This window comes from Allobosea sp. BE125, from assembly GCF_031456075.1.
In the GTDB taxonomy this organism is placed as follows: Bacteria; Pseudomonadota; Alphaproteobacteria; order Rhizobiales; family Beijerinckiaceae; genus Allobosea.
In genome coordinates this window covers 164962-181728 of the sequence record NZ_JAVDTY010000005.1, presented here as the reverse complement: position 1 = coordinate 181728, position 16767 = coordinate 164962, and the positions used below count along the sequence as shown (strand labels likewise).

General features: G+C 65.5%; 17 protein-coding genes. 13 read left to right on the top strand and 4 right to left on the bottom strand.

Annotated features, from left to right (window positions below):
• Positions 1-12: 12 nt before the first annotated feature.
• Positions 13-705, bottom strand: coding sequence for an SDR family NAD(P)-dependent oxidoreductase (locus tag J2Y55_RS13745; protein ID WP_310153839.1), 693 nt, complete (start codon positions 703-705; stop codon positions 13-15).
• Positions 706-927: 222 nt separating this feature from the next.
• Between J2Y55_RS13745 and nac the strand changes: the two genes are divergently transcribed.
• From nac to J2Y55_RS13720, 5 genes are all read left to right on the top strand, one after another.
• Entirely contained in the window at positions 928-1872 is a 945-nt protein-coding gene (nac, locus tag J2Y55_RS13740) for a nitrogen assimilation transcriptional regulator NAC (protein WP_310153837.1), read from the top strand.
• A gap of 131 nt (positions 1873-2003) precedes the next feature.
• Positions 2004-2759, top strand: a complete 756-nt coding sequence (locus J2Y55_RS13735; protein ID WP_310153834.1) for an SDR family oxidoreductase — start codon at positions 2004-2006, stop codon at positions 2757-2759.
• Between the two features lie 40 nt (positions 2760-2799).
• Positions 2800-3252 carry an acetyl-CoA carboxylase biotin carboxyl carrier protein gene (accB, locus tag J2Y55_RS13730; RefSeq protein WP_310153831.1) on the top strand — a complete coding sequence of 151 codons (453 nt, stop codon included), beginning with the start codon at positions 2800-2802 and terminating at the stop codon, positions 3250-3252.
• 51 nt (positions 3253-3303) lie between these two features.
• Positions 3304-4665 (top strand): acetyl-CoA carboxylase biotin carboxylase subunit, encoded by a 1362-nt coding sequence (accC, locus tag J2Y55_RS13725; RefSeq protein ID WP_310153828.1) that lies wholly within the window; start codon positions 3304-3306, stop codon positions 4663-4665.
• Positions 4662-5069 carry an acetyl-CoA carboxylase biotin carboxyl carrier protein gene (locus J2Y55_RS13720; protein ID WP_310153825.1) on the top strand — a complete coding sequence of 136 codons (408 nt, stop codon included), beginning with the start codon at positions 4662-4664 and terminating at the stop codon, positions 5067-5069. The genes accC and J2Y55_RS13720 overlap by 4 nt, the downstream gene beginning before the upstream one ends.
• Before the next feature lie 158 nt (positions 5070-5227).
• Here J2Y55_RS13720 and J2Y55_RS13715 read toward each other — a convergent pair whose 3' ends face one another.
• Positions 5228-6430, bottom strand: a complete 1203-nt coding sequence (locus J2Y55_RS13715) for a pyridoxal phosphate-dependent aminotransferase (RefSeq protein WP_310153822.1) — start codon at positions 6428-6430, stop codon at positions 5228-5230.
• Between the two features lie 574 nt (positions 6431-7004).
• On the opposite strand from J2Y55_RS13715, the gene J2Y55_RS13710 reads away from it, so the two are divergent.
• From J2Y55_RS13710 to J2Y55_RS13680, 7 genes are all read left to right on the top strand, one after another.
• Positions 7005-7928 carry an ABC transporter permease gene (locus J2Y55_RS13710; protein WP_310153819.1) on the top strand — a complete coding sequence of 308 codons (924 nt, stop codon included), beginning with the start codon at positions 7005-7007 and terminating at the stop codon, positions 7926-7928.
• Positions 7925-8728 (top strand): ABC transporter permease, encoded by an 804-nt coding sequence (locus J2Y55_RS13705; RefSeq protein WP_310153815.1) that lies wholly within the window; start codon positions 7925-7927, stop codon positions 8726-8728. Before J2Y55_RS13710 ends, J2Y55_RS13705 begins: the two co-directional genes overlap by 4 nt.
• 122 nt (positions 8729-8850) lie before the next feature.
• A complete protein-coding gene (locus J2Y55_RS13700; RefSeq protein ID WP_310153812.1) occupies positions 8851-9861 on the top strand; it encodes an extracellular solute-binding protein in 1011 nt (336 codons plus the stop codon).
• A 10-nt stretch (positions 9862-9871) separates the two neighbouring features.
• Positions 9872-10969 (top strand): ABC transporter ATP-binding protein, encoded by a 1098-nt coding sequence (locus J2Y55_RS13695; RefSeq protein ID WP_404978926.1) that lies wholly within the window; start codon positions 9872-9874, stop codon positions 10967-10969.
• A gap of 180 nt (positions 10970-11149) precedes the next feature.
• Entirely contained in the window at positions 11150-11854 is a 705-nt protein-coding gene (gene pxpB / locus J2Y55_RS13690) for a 5-oxoprolinase subunit PxpB (protein WP_404978925.1), read from the top strand.
• The gene (locus J2Y55_RS13685) at positions 11851-12852 is read left to right on the top strand and encodes a 5-oxoprolinase subunit C family protein (protein ID WP_310153801.1); all 1002 of its coding nucleotides are present in this window, start codon (positions 11851-11853) and stop codon (positions 12850-12852) included. The genes pxpB and J2Y55_RS13685 overlap by 4 nt, the downstream gene beginning before the upstream one ends.
• A 45-nt stretch (positions 12853-12897) precedes the next feature.
• Entirely contained in the window at positions 12898-13665 is a 768-nt protein-coding gene (locus tag J2Y55_RS13680) for a LamB/YcsF family protein (RefSeq protein WP_310153798.1), read from the top strand.
• A 73-nt stretch (positions 13666-13738) separates the two neighbouring features.
• Here J2Y55_RS13680 and J2Y55_RS13675 read toward each other — a convergent pair whose 3' ends face one another.
• Complete coding sequence (locus tag J2Y55_RS13675; RefSeq protein ID WP_310153795.1) at positions 13739-14008, bottom strand: DUF4189 domain-containing protein; 270 nt, start codon at positions 14006-14008, stop codon at positions 13739-13741.
• 205 nt (positions 14009-14213) lie between these two features.
• Between J2Y55_RS13675 and J2Y55_RS13670 the strand changes: the two genes are divergently transcribed.
• Complete coding sequence (locus J2Y55_RS13670; RefSeq protein WP_310153791.1) at positions 14214-15599, top strand: RNB domain-containing ribonuclease; 1386 nt, start codon at positions 14214-14216, stop codon at positions 15597-15599.
• A 581-nt stretch (positions 15600-16180) separates the two neighbouring features.
• On the opposite strand, the gene msrA is transcribed toward J2Y55_RS13670, so the two are convergent.
• The gene (gene msrA, locus J2Y55_RS13665; protein WP_310153787.1) at positions 16181-16699 is read right to left on the bottom strand and encodes a peptide-methionine (S)-S-oxide reductase MsrA; all 519 of its coding nucleotides are present in this window, start codon (positions 16697-16699) and stop codon (positions 16181-16183) included.
• Positions 16700-16767: the final 68 nt, after the last annotated feature.

The following is a 16767-nucleotide window of genomic DNA, read 5'->3' as shown; positions in this document are numbered from 1 at the left end:
GCGAGCCTTGCCTCACAGCATCGGCTCGTACTGGCAATGCACGAGCAATTCCGAAACCGCGGCATTGTTGGGCAGGCGGAGCAGGGTCTCGACCAGTTCGGCAAGATCGCCCGGCTGGGTCATCTCATGCCGCGGGATCTCGTCGTCCTTGAGCGTCATGTCGGTCGCGACATAGCCGGGGCAGATCACGGTGGCGCGGATGCCGGCATCGCGCCCCTCGCGTCGGACACCATGCGTCAGCGCCGCGACCGCGAATTTGGTCATGGCATAGCCGACATTCGAGGCGACGCGTTTACTGGAGAGCGAGCCGAGATTGACGACACGGCCATGACCGCACACGGCCAGATGAGGCAGTGCTGCGCGGATGACGCGCAGCGGGCCCTTCACATTGATCCGCCACATCTCGTCGAGAAGATCTTCGCCTTCGTCGGAGACCTTGACCTTCGGGTTGATGCCGGCGGCGTTCACCAGGGCGTCGATCTGCCCGAAGCGCTCCAGCGTGGCCGCGACCCAGGCTTCCGCCGAGCCGGCTTCCTCGGCGTCGTAGCGGTGAACCAGTTCGTTCTCGCTCGCGCGCGCAGGGTCGGGGCGGCGCATGCCGGCCGAGACCCTGAAGCCGCGGCTCAGCAGTCGCTCAGTGACGGCGCGCCCGATGCCGCGCGAGGCTCCCGATACCATGACCACACGCCCTGCAGGTTCCAGCATGGCTCGTTTCCTCCCGGTTTCGGGCGCAGCGTCGAATGTGCGCGCATCCGGCCGAAGTCTAGGCCCGGCCGGGCGAGGGCGGCTAAGATGATCTGCGTCTGGCTCCATAAGCGCCGCCTATGGCGGAGCCGGCGAGGGCGGGTCGCTTGCGGCCTCCGCGCCCTTCCCCCTAGATGCTCCCGGCAAGGCAGATTTGACGGCGCTCCGGCGGGGTGAGGTTCAGTGGATACGCGACGCCTGAAATCGTTCCTGAAGATCGTCGACACCGGCAGCCTCACCCGGGCGGCAGCCGCGCTCAACATCGCCCAGCCGGCGTTGAGCCAGCAACTGGTCAGCCTGGAGAACCACTTCAAGCAGAAGCTCCTGATCCGCAGCCAGCAGGGCGTCACGCCGACGGAGGCGGGGCTCGTGCTCTATCGGCATGCGCGCACGATCCTGAAGCAGCTCGAGCATGCCGAGAACGACGTCAAGCGCGCGGCAACGACGCTGAGCGGCGCGGTCTCGGTCGGGCTTGCGCCCTATAGCGCCGGTTCGACCTTGTCCCTGAGCTTGCTGACGGCGGCGCGCGAAAAGCATCCCGAAATCCTGCTGCACATCAATGAGGGGTTCGGCGGTCCTTTCAGCGAATTGATCATGACCGGGCGGCTGGATATGGCGGTCATGCACGGCGCCGGGCCGATGCGCGGCCTCAGTTTCCAGCCGCTGCTGGTCGAGGAGTTTGTTCTGGTGGCGCCGCTGACGGCGACCCTGCCGGCAAACCCGGACGAGCCGATTTCCCTGAGCGAACTCGCCGAGATGCCGCTGATGCTCCCCAGCCGGGTGAATTTCGTCCGCAAGGCCGTCGACGCGGCTTTTGCCGGCATTCGTCACGATCCGCGCCTCGTCGCGGAGATCGAGTCGCTCGGCACGCTTCGCGATGCGGTCGGCGAAGGCGCCGGAGCCACGATCCTGCCCTGGTCGGTTGCGAACCAGGTGGTCGTGCCGGGACGCTCAGTGATCCGCCAGATCGCCTCGCCGAAGATCGAGGACACCGTCTCGCTATGCGTGTCCGATCTGATCCCGCTCTCCGAGGCTGCCGTCGCGATCCGCGGCATCCTCTTCGAGATCGCGACGCAGGCGGTGTTGTCGGGGCGGCTCTCGGCGGCAAAGACAGACGCGGCGAAATAGCTCCTGCTCTGGGCCGTCATCGCCCCGGCTTATGGCCTCAGAGCGAATTGGTTGTGTTCAAGGCCCTGTGGCGATCCTAGCTTGATGTCGAGAGCTCGCGTCATGCGGGCTGAGATCAGGATCGGACGCAGGTGGCTTTTTCAGATTATCGGATCGCATTGGTTACGGGCGCATCGTCGGGAATCGGTGCCGCCACGGTCAGGCGCCTGCGGAAGGAGGGGCTCGAGGTGCATGCGCTGGCGCGCGATGCGCAGCGTCTCAAGGCGCTGGCCGACGAGACCGGATGCCTGCCGCATGCCCTGGATGTCGCTTCGGTCGACGACATCACCGCGCTTGCGTCCGAACTCGCCATCGACGTCCTCATCAACAATGCCGGCCAGTCGCGGCAGGGCGATATCCTGAACACCTCCGCGGCCGATGTGGATTCCCTCATCGACGTCAATCTGCGCGGCGTGCTGCACCTGACCCGCCTGTTCGTGCCCGGCATGCTGGAGCGCAATCGCGGCCATGTCGTCAACATCACCTCGATCGCGGCGCATTACGCCTTCCCCGGCGGCAACACGGTCTACCATGCGACCAAGGCCGGCGTTCACGCGCTGTCGAAGCAGCTACGAACCCATCTCTACGGCTCGCGGGTGCGCGTGACGGAGATCTCCCCGGCCCGCGTCGAGACCGAGGTCTTCGCGCGTCTGCTCGGCGATGCGGTCGAGGCTCAGAAACGCTTTTATGAGGGCTATGAGGCGTTGCAGCCCGAGGACATAGCGGATTCGATCGCCTTCGCCGTGGGTTCTCCGGCGCGCATGAATGTCAGCTTCATGGAGGTGCTGCCGACCATGCAGGTGGTCGGCGGCCTGAATTTCGCCAAGAGCAAGCCGGCGTCGGCCTAACTGCGGGCGGCTCTTACCTCAGAAAGGCCACGGCTCCGGGATGGAACTCGCCAGGCTGAAGGCGCTGATCGACCTGGTCGCGCGCTCGCGGATTTCCGAATTGGAGATCACGGAAGCGGGCGAGCGTATCCGCATCTGCAGAGCGTCGCCGCTTTCCGCATCGCCGGCGACACCTCATTCCAGCCAGCCGCGGCATGAACCGGCGGCCGAACCCCAGCGCCCGGGCGGTGCGGCGGAGGCCCCGGATGAGACGGACGGCCACATCGTCGTCGCGCCGATGTTCGGCATCTTCCATCGCGCGCCTTCGCCCGATTCAGCCCCTTTCGTGGAGATCGGCCAGATCGTCGTGCCGGGCCAGAAGCTCTGCATCATCGAGGCCATGAAGACGTTCAACACGATCGGTTCGGACGTCGCCGGAACGGTCGCCGAGATTTTCGTCGAGAGCGGGCAGGAGATCGAGGCTGGCCGCCCCTTGCTGCGGATCGCTCCATGATGTGTGGGAACGCCATGCGACGCGGTTTGGCCGCCTGGTCGAGGCTGGCTCATGTTCGATAATGTCCTGATCGCCAATCGCGGCGAGATCGCGCTGCGTATCCAGCGCGCCTGCCGAGCGCTCGGGCTCAAGACGATCGTCGCCCATTCCGAGGCCGATCGCGATGCACGCTATGTCGCCCTTGCCGATCAGGCCGTCTGCATCGGTCCTGCCGCGGCACGCCTCAGCTATCTCAGCCCGGCAGTGCTTCTGCTCACAGCGGAAGCGACGGGCGCGCAGGCGATCCATCCCGGCTACGGCTTTCTCTCGGAGAATGCGGCTTTCGCCGAGCAGGTCGAAGCCGCCGGCTTGAGCTTCATCGGGCCGACGGCCGCCTCCATCCGCATCATGGGCGACAAGGTCGCGGCCAAACGGGCCATGCGCGAGGCCGGTGTTCCCTGCGTCCCGGGCCCCGACTCTGCCTTGCCGGACAATGCCGGAGAGATCGCCGCCATCGCCGCGGAGATCGGCTACCCCGTCATCGTCAAGGCGGCCGGCGGCGGCGGCGGGCGCGGCATGCGCGTCGTGCGCGCGCCGGGCGAGCTTGCGGAAGCCATTGCCGTGACCCGCGAGGAGGCGCAGCGCGCCTTCGCCAACCCCGAGATCTATATCGAGAAATTCCTCCAGCATCCTCGCCATGTCGAAATCCAGGTGCTGTGCGACCGGCATGGCACGGCGCTGTGGCTGGGCGATCGTGACTGCTCCCTGCAGCGCCGCAACCAGAAGGTCGTCGAGGAAGCCCCGGCGCCGGGCATCGCGCGCGATCTGATCGCCCGGATCGGGGAGGCCTGTGTCGAGGCCTGCCGCCGGATCGGCTATCGCGGGGTCGGGACCTTCGAGTTCCTCTATGAGGAGGAGGCCTTCTATTTCATCGAGATGAACACGCGGCTGCAGGTCGAGCATCCCGTGACGGAGGTGACAAGCGGGCTCGATCTCGTCTGCGAGCAGATCCGTGTCGCGCGCGGCGAGCGCCTGGCCTTGACGCAGTCCGAGATCAAGCTGTCCGGGCATGCGATCGAATGCCGGATCAACGCCGAGGACCCGGAGAGTTTTTCAGCCTCTCCCGGCCGCGTCACGCGCTGGGATCTGCCGGGTGGGATCGGCGTGCGCATCGATACCCATGTCGTCGCGGGCTACGTCGTGCCGCCCCATTACGATTCCCTGATCGCCAAACTGATCGTCCATGGCGCGACGCGGGAGGAGGCCTTGATCCGCGCCCGCATCGCTTTGTCCGAGATGAGGGTCGAAGGCATCAGCACCAATATCCCGCTCCATCGCGAGATCCTGGAGGACGCGGATTTCGTCGCCGGCGGGGTCGACATTCACTTTCTGGAAAAGCGACTGGCGCAGCGCCGGCGGGCGGGGCGGCCATGATGGAGATCGCCGAGATCGAGCAATTGGTGCGCTGGCTGGAAGAGGCCGATCTCGATTCCATCGAGATCGATGGACCGAGCCATGGCCTGCGGTTGAGACTGCAGCGCGAGGCGGGCTCGGCTGCCGCCGACGAGCCGTCCGCTGTCTTGGAGCCGCCGCAGGACGATGCGGCGGAGATCGTAACCGCCCGGGGCCCCGGCCAGTTCCAGGATCGCCATCCCGCACGCGAAAAACCGTTCGTGCGCGCCGGAGACAGCGTCCGCTCCGGCGACATCCTCGCTTTGGTCCGAACCGGGCCGGTCTACGCGCCGGTCACCGCGCCGCGCGACGGCCGCGTCGAGCAGATCCTCGCTACAGCCGGCGATCTGGTCGGTTTCGGATCGCCGCTGTTCCGGATTCGATAACGGCCCACGAGCCGCTGGCGGACCGTTAGAGCGTTTTCGAGCGAAATGGACGCCGGTTCGCGCGAAGAAATCACTTCAAAACAGAGAGATAGAGCCGTTTTATGATCCAATGTGATCGGAAGCTGCTCTAGCTTGGCCGCCGAACTTCAAGCCCGCTGTCAGCGCAGCCCGCTGCAGAACTCCTGGATGCGGCGGCAGCCTTCGCGCAGGCTTTCCATATCGGTCGCGTAGGACACCCGGAAATAGGGGCTCATCCCGTAGGCGGAGCCCTGCACGGTCGCGACATGCTGTTCCTGGAGCAGGGCGAAGACAAAATCGGTGTCGGTCTCGATCTTGCGCCCGCCCTTGCTGGTCCGGCCGATGCAGCCCGCGATGTTGGGGAAGACGTAGAAGGCGCCTTCCGGCTTGTGGCAGAGGACGCCGGGGGCCAGTTTCAATTGCTCGACGACGAAATCGCGCCGCCCGCGATAGATCTCAGCGCGCTCGGCCAGGAGATCCTGCGGGCCGTCCAGGGCTGCGATCGCGGCAGCCTGGGCGAGCGTGCAGATGCCGTTGGTCGCCTGGCCCTGCATGTTGTTCATCAGCGCGATGAGGGATTTGGGGCCGCCGCAGAAGCCGACGCGCCAGCCCGTCATCGCATACGCTTTTGAGGCGCCGTTGACCGTCAGCACGCGCTCCCTCAGGCGCGGCTCGACCTCGGCGATGGTGCAGAATTCGAAGCCGTCATAGATCAGGTGCTCATACATATCGTCGGTCAGGACGGCGACATGGGGGTGCCGCAGCAGGACATCGGCGAGGTCCTGCATCTCGGCGCGCGAACAGGCGGCGCCCGTCGGGTTGTTCGGAAAGTTCAGGATCAGCCATTTCGTCTGCGGCGTGATCGCGGCTTCGAGATCCTCAGGCCGCAGCTTGAACTGGTTGTTCTCGGGGCAGGGTGCCGCGACCGGCGTCGCCTGCGCGACCATGACCATGTCGGCATAACTGATCCAGCCGGGGGCGGGGATCACCACCTCGTCGCCGGGATTGCAGGTCGCCATGATGGCATCAAAAATGATCTGCTTGCCGCCATTACCGATCAGGATCTCGTCCAGTTCGTAGTCGAGCTGGTTGTCGCGCTTGAACTTGCGCTGGACCGCAGCCTTCAGGGCCTTCGTGCCGTCCTGGGGCGGGTATTTGGTGTCTCCGGCCAGGGCAGCGCGGTGCGCGGCCTCGATCGCATGGCTGGGTGTGGCGAAATCCGGTTCGCCCGAAGACAGGCTGATGATCTTCACGCCCTGCGCGCGCAATTCACGGGCTCGGTCCGTCATGGCCGCGGATGCGGAAATCTTGACAGTCTTGATGCGGTCGGCGGCTTCGAACATCGAGATTTCACCTCACTGGGACCCGGACGCGCATGCGCCGACAGGCTGGCCTCGCGGCCCTTGGACCGCGGTGAGGATAGGGCGCGTGGCGACGCGCCGCTAAGACGGCTTCGTTCTGACGTCATAGCGCTTGCCTATGGCGCAACCGCCATCCGGGCATGCGGCCGCCCTGCGGCAAGGCAATGGCTTGCATGACCTGCTTTGCCCAGGCGGGCGGCCATAGGCCGTCAAGCCGGGCCGGCTATGCCGTTTTCGTGGCCATCACGCTCAGATCCTCATCATCCCGGTATGGCGCAGCCATAAGCAGGGCCGATGACCCTAAACGAAGTTTGTCTTATCCGGGCCGGAGGGAGGCGGGTAAAACAAATGGCAGGGGCGAGCCGTCTGTCGGCGGCCATATCTATCGGCGGCCACGGGGCGGGATGTCGGCGGCGGAGGCCAGATCTCGTCGAGGATCTCCACGACGCGCCGCTTGCTTGGGGAAGACCGTTGCCGGGCCGAGAGGGGCCGGTTTGAGCGTTTGGAACGACATTAGACACCACGACGATCCGTTGACTCAGGAGACTGCTCCGGAATGACAGATGTCGCGCAAACGACCGCGCAAGCGCCAGGCGACCTCGATGAGCGCTCCCCTTGGCGTCTCAGCCTGTCCGTCGGTTTCCTGGCCTTGCCGATGCTGGCGTTCCTGTCGATCTTCTTCTTCTACCCGGCCGCCAATCTGCTGTTCTACAGCTTCCTCTCGCAGGACGCGAAAGGCATCATCGGGCGGCCTTTCACCTTGTCGCACTATGTGCACATCGCCGAGGTCGATCTCTATCTGAAGGTGTTCTGGAACACGCTGCAGATCGCCTTCATCACCTCGATCGCCGCCATCGTGATGGCCTATCCGGTCGCCATCACGATGGTCAAAAGCAAACCGATCGTGAACCGCGTGATCAGCCTGATCGTGATCGCGCCGCTGATCGTCAGCGTCGTCGTCCGCGCCTATGGCTGGCAGCTCATCTTGGTCAATACGCCGACCGGACTGCTCAACTGGCTGCTCCTGACGCTTCGCATCATCAACGAGCCGCTGGAGCTGCTCTATACCAAGACGGCCGTCGTCATCGGCTCGCTGCACGTCTTCTTCCCGATGATGGTGCTGCCGCTGGCCTCGGCGCTCGGCAAGATCGATCCCAATCTGGAGGATGCAGCCAGGATGCTCGGCGCGCCCTGGTGGAAGGTTTTCGCGCGGGTGACGCTGCCGCTGAGCATTCCAGGGCTCGTCGCGGGCTTCACGCTGGTCTTCTCGCTGACCGCGGGGTCCTTCGTCATCCCGGTACTGCTCGGCGGCACCTCGTCGACGATGCTCGGCAACCTGATCGAGCAGCAGATCTTCGTCGTCTATGACTGGCCCTTCGGCGCCACGATCGCGGTCGTGCTCGTCATCGTGGTCTTCGCCATCAACGCCTTGTCCATGCGCATCCTCGAAGGGCGCCGCTTCCGGAGGATCGCCTCATGAGCGGCCGTCTCGAAGGCGTCGGAGCCTGGGTGCTCTACTGCGTCACCGCCGCGATGATGATCTTCATCCTCGCCCCGCTCCTGGTCGTGATGTCGGTCTCGGTCTCCGACAGCTATTTCGTGACCTTTCCACCGCAGGGCTTCACCCTGAGCTGGTACGCCAAGGTCCTGCAGGATCGCGATTTCCTGGATGCGCTCCAGCTCAGCGCCGTGCTCGCCTTCAGCACGACGATGGGTTCGCTTCTCCTCGGCGTCCCGGCCGCCTTCGCCCTCGTGCGCGGCAGTTTTCTCGGGCAGTCCTTCCTCAAGAGCCTGGTGCTCTCGCCGCTGGTCTTTCCCGCGCTCGTGACCGGCCTTGCCCTGCTGCAGCTCCTCTCCAGCTTCGGCTCGGGCGATGCGCGCGTGAACCTGCTGATCGGCCACATCGTCGTCACGGCGCCTTACGTGGTCCGGACGGTGGTCAGCAGCCTCCAGCTCATGGACATCAATCTGGAGGAGGCGGCGCGCACGCTCGGGGCGAGCCGGATGAAGACCTTCTGGCGTGTCACCCTGCCTCAGATCGCGCCTGGGGTGGCTGCGGGTTCGCTCTTCGCCTTCATGGTCTCCTTCGACAACTATCCGATCTCGATGTGGCTGGCGAACTCCGAATACAGCCCGGTTCCGCTCGTCCTGATGCGGCAGCTGGTGAACGTCTTCGACCCATCAGTGCCGGCGATGTCGACGATCATCATCCTGCTGGCCGTAGTCGGCGTGCTGATCCTGGAGCGTCTGGTGGGGTTGCGCCGCGCCGTCGCGATCTAACCCACAACACAGGGGTTCACAGACGCAGCCGACCGTTCATCACCAATAAAAAAGGGGAATGCAGAACCATGACAATCGATCGCAGAACGCTCATCGCATCCGCCGCCGCCAGCGCAATGGTCATGCCGACGATCATCAGCCGGGCCTATGCCCAGGAGAAGCAGCTCCATATCGGCGTCTACAACTCGGCCCTGGGCAAACTCGTCCAGAAGGAGATCATCCCGGCCTTCGAGAAGGAGCATAAGTGCCGGGTCTTCACGATCGAGGGCGCGACCCTGTCCAACATCGCCGCGCTCCGGGCGACGCGCTCTACGCCGAAATTCAGCGTCATGATGATGGATGACGTCGGCGTGCCGCAGGCCAAGCAGGAGGAGCTGATCGACAAGCTCGACCCGGCCAAGATTCCCAATCTCGCCAAGGTCTATAAGCGCTTCCTGTTCGAGGACAGCTATGGCGTCGGCTTCAACATCTCCAGCGCGGGCATGTTCATCAACCCGCAGAAGACGACCGGCCTGACGAGCTACGAGCAGATCTTCGATCCGAAATACCGCAAGCGCATCCTGCTCAACACGCCCAAGAACACGCAGAGCGTGCTCATGCTCATCGTCGCGACGGCGCTGGCCACCGGCAAGCCGCTCAAGGAGGCGCAGTATCTCATCGATCAGGGCTGGGACAAGCTCGCCCAGCTCAAGCCGAACGTGCTGACGATCTATGACAGCGAGGCGCTGGTCCTGATGGTGGCCCAGGGACAGGCCGATATCGGCGGCATCGACTACTCCAAATCGATCTATCCGCATGCGGCCAAGGGCGTGCCGCTCGACATGGCGCCACTGAAGGAAGGCTCCTTCACCGGCATCAACAGCATGACGCTGGTCAAGAATGCGCCCGAGCCCGAGCTCGGTGCGGCTTTCATCAACCGCATGCTCGATCCTGCCGTGCTGGAGATGCTCTCCTCACAGACCTTCGGCGCGCCCTCGGTGGCCGGGATCAACTTCAAGCCGGAGGTCGCCAAATACCTCGCCTATCCCGACACCAAGATGGACGAGATGGGCCTGTTCACGCCGGATTGGAACTTCATCATTCCCAAGCGCGCCGCCCTGCTGGAACGCTACAACCAGGTCTTCAGCAGCTGACATGCCCCAGATGAAATCCGCGAATGTCCGGCTGGAAAAGCTCAACAAGCACTATCATCGCGTGGTTGCGGTCGAGGACGTGTCGCTCACCATCGAGCCGGGCAGCATGGTTGCGCTGCTCGGCCCCAGCGGCTGCGGCAAGACGACGTGCCTGCGCATGATCGCCGGGCTGGTCCAGCCCAGCTCCGGCGAGATCTTCATCAATGAGCAGCGTGTGACGCGCGTGCCGGTGCACAAGCGCAATATCGGCATGCTCTTCCAGAACTACGCGCTGTTCCCGCATATGACCGTGGCCGAGAACATCGCCTTCGGCCTCGACATGCGTGGCGTCGGCAAGGCCGATGCCAGCAAGCGCGTGACCGGGGCGCTCGACCTCGTCCAGCTCGGCAAGTTCGGCGACCGCTTTCCGACCCAGCTCTCGGGCGGGCAGCAGCAGCGCGTCGCCTTGGCCCGCGCCCTGGTCATCGAGCCCGCCATGCTCCTGCTCGACGAGCCGCTGGGCGCGCTCGACAAAGGGCTGCGCGAGAGCATGCAGGTGGAGTTGCGCGCACTCCAGCGCCGTCTCGGGCTCACCACCGTCATGGTGACCCATGACCAGGACGAGGCCCTGACGATGGCGGACCGCATCGTCGTGATGCGTGATGGACGCCTGGAGCAGGTCGGCGGAGCCACCGAGATCTATCAGAAGCCGGCTTCGCGCTTCGTCGCGACCTTTCTCGGCGCATCGAACATGTTCAGCGGCAAGATCGAGACGCGCGACGGTGCAGGGGCGGTGGTTTCCGTTGCAGATGGCTTCGGCCTGCTCGTGGACGGGCTGCCAGGGGACGCTCGGGAAGCGACGGTCTCCGTGCGCCCCGAGGCCATCGTCGTCGAGCCCCTGGGCAATGCAGCGCCCCGGGCGGAGACGCCCAACAGCGTCGTCGCGACCATCGATCAGGTCATCTATCGCGGCTTCATCAATCACTATTACCTGAAGCTGCCGAGCGGGTCCGAGATCATCGCCTATCAGCAGAACCGGACCAGCGAAGGCGCCAGTTCCTTCGCCCCCGGCGACAAGGTCATCGCCCGATGGGACGCATCGAGCAACCATGTCCTGCCCAATGGCTGATCGCATCATGCGCTTCCGCCATGCGGGCGCGCTCCAGAGCGTGTCGCGATACCCGCATAAGCAATGGGTCTTGGCCGTTCCGCCGCTCCGCAGCGCAAAGCAGGGCGACGCCCGACAAGCCTGGCCGGGGCAGCGCCGCCGCCTGGGCCGTTTCGTTCTGGAGATGCCGTTTCCGTGTCGCTGGACCTGACGATCGCCGCTGCGGCCGACGAGGCGCCTCCTGCGCCCGCTGAGGAGCTGCCCAAGCTCAGCAATATCGGAACGCGCGCGCTCATCCTGGAGGCGCCAGGCGCGTTCGATCTGCTGCAGCAGCGGCGCATCCTTGCGCTGGCGGATGAGGTCGCCACCTGGCCCGGCGTGGCGGAGGTGGTTCCCGGCGTCACCAATCTGATGGTGATCTTCGCCGAGCCGCCGCGCGATCTCCAGGCCTGCCGGCGCGCGCTTGCCGAAGCCTGGCGGCGCCTGCCGCCGAAGCCGCTGGCCAGCCGCGTGATCGAGATCCCCGTCATCTATGGCGGCGAGCTCGGCTCGGACCTCGCCGCCGTCTGCGCCTATTCCGGCCAATTGCGGGAGGAGGTCATCCGCATCCACAGCAGCGGCACCTACACCGTCTGCTGTCTCGGCAGCTCGCCGGGTTTCGGCTATCTGCACGGTCTCGATCCCAAGATCTTCATGCCGCGCAAGACCGTGCCGTCGCTGCGCATGCTGGCGGGCACGGTGACGATCGGCGGCATGCAGGCCGGGGTTTCGGTCTCGACCGGCCCCAATGGCTGGAACGCGATCGGCTTTACCGCGGTGTCGATGTTCGATCTGGCGCGTGACACTCCGGCCCTGCTGGCGCCTGGCGACATCGTTCGCTTCACCGTCGAGAGAGTTGAGCCGTGATCGAGGTTCTCTCCACCTTCGCGCTCAACACGGTGCAGGATCTCGGGCGCTTCGGCTCCCGTCATCTCGGCGTCAGCACCTCCGGGGTGATGGACCCGCTCGCCCTGACGGTCGGCAATATCCTGCTCGGGAACGCCGATGATGCGGCCGGCATCGAAATCCAGACCTTTCCGTTCGAGCTGCGCTTCCAGGTCGACACCGCCTTCGCCGTGACCGGGGCGGACTGCACTGCGACATTGGACGGCCGCCTGCTGCCGCCCTGGTGGACCGCCCCGGCGAAGGCCGGGCAGGTGCTGAAGCTGAATCCGCCCATGAGAGGTGCGCGCAGCTATCTGACGCTTGCCGGCGGCGTCGATGTGCCCGTCATACTCGGCTCCCGCAGCACGCATCTGCGCAGCGAATTCGGCGGCTTTCTGGGGCGAGCCTTGGCGAAGGGCGATGTCGTTGGAACCGCAGATGGAGCCGGCGGGCCGGCGCGGACGCGGCCTGACGCATTCGGGGTCGAGCCCGCCGAGATCGCGCTGCCACCGGGCGCTCCCGGCGAGGCCGAGCCAAGCGACGACGCGTTGCCGGTCAGGGTCCTGCGCGCGGGCGAATACGAGCTCTTCCCGCAGGAAGCCCGACAGCGCTTCTGGAGCACGGCCTGGAAGATCACCCATCAGAGCGACCGCGCCGGCTACCGGCTGGGCGGCGAGCCCCTGAAGCTCGCATCCCGCGTCGAGATGCGCTCCTACGGCATCGTTGCTGGCGTGGTCCAGGTGCCGCCTTCCGGAGAGCCCATCATCCAGCTCAGCGATGCGAACACGGCGGGCGGCTATCCGAAGATCGCCGGCGTGGTCGAGGCCGATCTCTGGCGTCTGGCCCAGGCCCGGATCGGCAGCTCGATCCGCTTCGTCGATACCAGCTATGACGATGCCGTCGCCGCGATGGCGCCCGTGAACGCCTATCTCGCGCAGATCCGCCGGATGGTCGAACTCTACCGGCAACGGCCGCGCTAGCCGCCTGACGATGACAGTGTGGTCAGGAAAACGAGGGCAACGAAGATGAAGATCGACCTCAATTCCGATATGGGCGAGGGCTTCGGGCCTTACAGGATCGGCGATGACGAAGCGCTGATGGAGATCGTCTCCTCGGCCAATGTCGCCTGCGGCTTCCATGCCGGCGACCCGGTCATCATGGATCGCACCGTGCGATCGGCCAAGGCACGCAAGGTCGGCATCGGCGCCCATCCCGGCCTGCCGGATCTGATGGGTTTTGGCCGGCGCATCATCCAGATGGACAGCGCCGAGCTGGAGAAGCACCTCGTCTACCAGATCGGCGCGCTGCAGGGCATCGCCGCCGCGGCAGGCCACAAGGTGACCCATGTCAGCTATCACGCTGCGCTCGGGAACATGGCGACCGCTGACAAGGATGTCGCGGATGTACTCGCGCGCGCCATCGCCGCCATCGACCGCGACCTCATCGTGTTCTCAATGCCCGATACGGAGGTCGAGCGTGCGGCGCAGCGCGCCGGCCTGCGCGTCCTGACGCTGTTTCTCGCGGACAGGGCCTATGACGAGCATGGCGAGCTGGTCTCGCGCAAGCGTCCGAATTCGGTGATCACCTCGCCCGACGAGGTCGCTCTACGGGTGCGGCAATTCCTCGATGACGGCACGGTGACGACGATCGAGGGCAAGCGCCTCAAGATGCGCGCGAGGTCCATCCTGGTGCACAGCGACACGCCGGGTTCGACGCAGCTCGCGCGAACCGTCCGCGAGACGATCGAAGCGGGCGGGGGCACCGTCACCCCTGCGACCCAGATCCTGGCTTGATCGATCGGTCATTGGCCGCAGCGACGCGCCAACCGGTGTCGGCCAATGCTGACACGTTCCGGCCAGAATCGCGTCAGGTGCAGACCCATTCGCGCACCGCGCATTGCGTGCCTGTCCGCTCGCACGCCTGCACGGCCTGATCCGCGGCTTGCTGACGCGTCGGCGCCGCCTTTGCGCTCCAAGGTGTGATGCGGTCGCTCTTGTCCTTGGCGACTGCGAGCGCGCCGCAGTGATGATAGGGAAACCCGGTGCGGTCATCATCGTCCCAATGGCGATGATTTCGATTAGCCGTGGCCAAAATCGCCAGCCGTTCGCGCGGACGAGATGCGCCATGGACGGACATTGGACGATTGCCCGAAAACGGACGTTGCCAAGGGGCTCTCCTGACTGCGGCTCCCGAGCCGATCCAGTCAGAGATGCATCGCTCGACATCACCGGTCACGATCGTTGCATGTGAAGCCTAAACGGTTGCAACTATAACAGTCTGCGAACTTCGCGCTGGCTGCTTCGCAGCAGCTCGACAACGGACAGAGGTCTCGCGGAGCAGGATGAAGACCCTCATTGATTCCACCAATGCGCTGATCGGCGGAATGGCGGCGATACGCCGGCAATTCGGCGTGCCCCCGCAGTTTCCGCCCGCGGTCCTTGCGGCGGCGGAAACGGCTGCCCATCGCGCGCCGACCGCGCATGTCGATCGCACGGACCGGCCTTTCGTCACGCTCGACCCCGCGACCTCAACCGATCTCGACCAGGCCTTCACGATCGAGCGCAGCGGCAGCGATCTGCTGCTGCATTACGCCATCGCCGATGTCGCCTGGTTCGTCGACGATGGCGACGTGGTCGACCGGGAAGCCTGGCAGCGCGGCGCGACGCTCTATCTGCCGGACGGCAAGGCCGGGCTGTATCCGCCGGTTCTCACTGAGGGCGCAGCGAGCCTCCTGCCCGCTGTCCTGCGGCCGGCCGTGATCTTCACCACTCGGATCGACGCCGCTGGCAATGCCCATCTCGACGGTGCCGAACGGGCCGTCATCCGCAGCATCGCCAAGCTCGCCTATGACGGGGTCAAGGCCGCCGATCTGCCGGTTGATTTCGATGAGTTCGCCCGCCGTATCGAGGCTGCCGAGAGCCGGCGCGGCGCAGCGCGCGTGGACCCGCCGGAACAGGAGGTCGACGCTCTCGGCGACGGCCGCTACCAATTGCTCTTCCGCCCGCGCCTGCGCGCCGAGGAGCAGAACGCCGCCCTGTCCCTGGCCAGCAATGTCGCAATCGCGGCCGCGCTGCTGGCGGCCCGGACCGGCCTGTTCCGGGTCATGTCGGAACCGGATCAAAAGGCCGTCCAGCGCCTGCGCCAGACCGCGCGTGCCCTGGGATTGTCATGGCCGGACATGCAGTCGCTCGTCCAGTTCGAGAAGACGCTGAATCCCACCGACAGCAGCCATGCCGCCTTCATGCTGGCGGTGCGGAGGGCCAGCGGCGGTGCAAGCTATGTTCCTTATCGCGACGGCATCGTGCCCTGGCATGCGCCGATGGCGGCGACCTATGCGCATGCCTCGGCACCGCTGCGCCGCCTCGCAGATCGCTATGTGGTGCGCGCTGCGCTCGCGGTCGCGAACGGCCAGCCGGTGCCGCCGGCGGTATCGGCCGCATTCGAGCAATTACCCGCGGTGATGGCGAGGGCCGATGCCCGCGACGGGCAAATCGACCGAAACGTGATCGACCTCGCCGAAGCTCTGATGCTTCAGGGCAGCGAAGGAACCACGTTCGAGGCAGTGGTGACCGATGCGGACGAGCACGGCCTGCGCATCCAGCTCTGCGAGTTGCCCGTGGTCGCGCGGGTTCACGGGCAAGGCGGCAAGCCGGGCGATCGGATCCGGGTCAAGCTGACATCCGCCGATCCCCTGCAGCACACGGTCACCTTCGAGCGAGCAGGTTGAGGGCGATGACATTCCGAAAGCCCGTCCTACAGCCGGTGCGGATCGCAGAGCTGCGTCCGCCCCCGATGTCGGTCGGCGGCTTCAGGGCGGTCGAGGACAAACGTCGGATCTGGCGCGTTCGGGATGGCGGCGAGACGCAGGGTTTCCTGGCGCGGCACACGATCCCGGTGATCAGGGGCCCAAGGATCGTCCTTACGTCCCCAGGCAGCTAAGGTCGTGGTGCTGCGAGCCTGAAGCAGGACGAAAAAGGGTGGGAGGGGAGCCGCTCAGCGCGGCTCGTCCATGATGTCGTCGATGCCGGCTGCCAGTGCCTCCCGCGCAATCTCGCCTGTAGGGAGCGAGGGGAGCGTGCCGTCGCGGCGCAGGAACAGTGTCACCGGCAGCCCAGGTGTAGCGCAATAAGCCCACGGACTTCGCTCCGGGGGCTTTTGCAATTTCGGCCACCGCGGGCAGCATGTTCGCCGTCCATGGGACGTGCCACGGAGAACCCGACGCAAGCCGTTGATCGACCTGCTGAGCCATGTCTGGAAGAGGGTGCGGATCGTCGCGGCAATACGGTGCTGCGGCGATCTGCAGAGGTCTCATCCGGCGGCGCGGATGTCCTCGCGCTTGGGCAGCGTCCAGTTCGGCCGTGGGAAATGGCAGGTGTAGCCGGCAGGATAGCGCTCCAGGTAATCCTGGTGCTCCGGCTCGGCCTCCCAGAAATCGCCGACCGGTGTCACCTCGGTCACGACCTTACCGGGCCAGATCCCCGATGCGTTGACGTCGGCGATGGTATCCTCGGCGACACGCTTCTGCTCGTCGTTTTCATAGAAGATCGCCGAGCGGTAGCTCGCGCCGATATCGTTGCCCTGACGGTCGCGTGTCGACGGGTCGTGAATCTGGAAAAAGAATTCGAGCAGGTCACGGTAGCTCGTCTGGGCCGGGTCAAACACGATCTCGATCGCCTCGGCATGGTTGCCATGATTGCGGTACGTGGCATTGGGCACCTCGCCACCCGAATAGCCGACGCGGGTGGAGATCACGCCGGGTCTGCGGCGGATCAGGTCCTGCATGCCCCAGAAGCAACCGCCGGCAAGCACTGCGCGTTCCGTTGTCATGGCTCTCGACCTCCTGATTTTAGGTTGGCCCGAATATAGGCATTGTCGAACACAATATCAGGCAGGGA

Excerpts from the sequence above, each read along its gene's own strand:
- J2Y55_RS13680 (WP_310153798.1), top strand. The coding sequence starts at position 12,898 with ATGAAGATCGACCTCAATTCCGATATGGGCGAGGGCTTCGGGCCTTAC.
- J2Y55_RS13700 (WP_310153812.1), top strand. The coding sequence starts at position 8,851 with ATGCCGACGATCATCAGCCGGGCCTATGCCCAGGAGAAGCAGCTCCAT.
- accB (WP_310153831.1), top strand. The coding sequence starts at position 2,800 with ATGGAACTCGCCAGGCTGAAGGCGCTGATCGACCTGGTCGCGCGCTCG.
- J2Y55_RS13715 (WP_310153822.1), bottom strand. The coding sequence starts at position 6,430 with ATGTTCGAAGCCGCCGACCGCATCAAGACTGTCAAGATTTCCGCATCC.
- J2Y55_RS13675 (WP_310153795.1), bottom strand. The coding sequence starts at position 14,008 with ATGTCCGTCCATGGCGCATCTCGTCCGCGCGAACGGCTGGCGATTTTG.
- msrA (WP_310153787.1), bottom strand. The coding sequence starts at position 16,699 with ATGACAACGGAACGCGCAGTGCTTGCCGGCGGTTGCTTCTGGGGCATG.
- J2Y55_RS13705 (WP_310153815.1), top strand. The coding sequence starts at position 7,925 with ATGAGCGGCCGTCTCGAAGGCGTCGGAGCCTGGGTGCTCTACTGCGTC.
- J2Y55_RS13720 (WP_310153825.1), top strand. The coding sequence starts at position 4,662 with ATGATGGAGATCGCCGAGATCGAGCAATTGGTGCGCTGGCTGGAAGAG.
- J2Y55_RS13710 (WP_310153819.1), top strand. The coding sequence starts at position 7,005 with ATGACAGATGTCGCGCAAACGACCGCGCAAGCGCCAGGCGACCTCGAT.
- J2Y55_RS13670 (WP_310153791.1), top strand. The coding sequence starts at position 14,214 with ATGAAGACCCTCATTGATTCCACCAATGCGCTGATCGGCGGAATGGCG.
- accC (WP_310153828.1), top strand. The coding sequence starts at position 3,304 with ATGTTCGATAATGTCCTGATCGCCAATCGCGGCGAGATCGCGCTGCGT.
- J2Y55_RS13745 (WP_310153839.1), bottom strand. The coding sequence starts at position 705 with ATGCTGGAACCTGCAGGGCGTGTGGTCATGGTATCGGGAGCCTCGCGC.
- J2Y55_RS13695 (WP_404978926.1), top strand. The coding sequence starts at position 9,872 with ATGAAATCCGCGAATGTCCGGCTGGAAAAGCTCAACAAGCACTATCAT.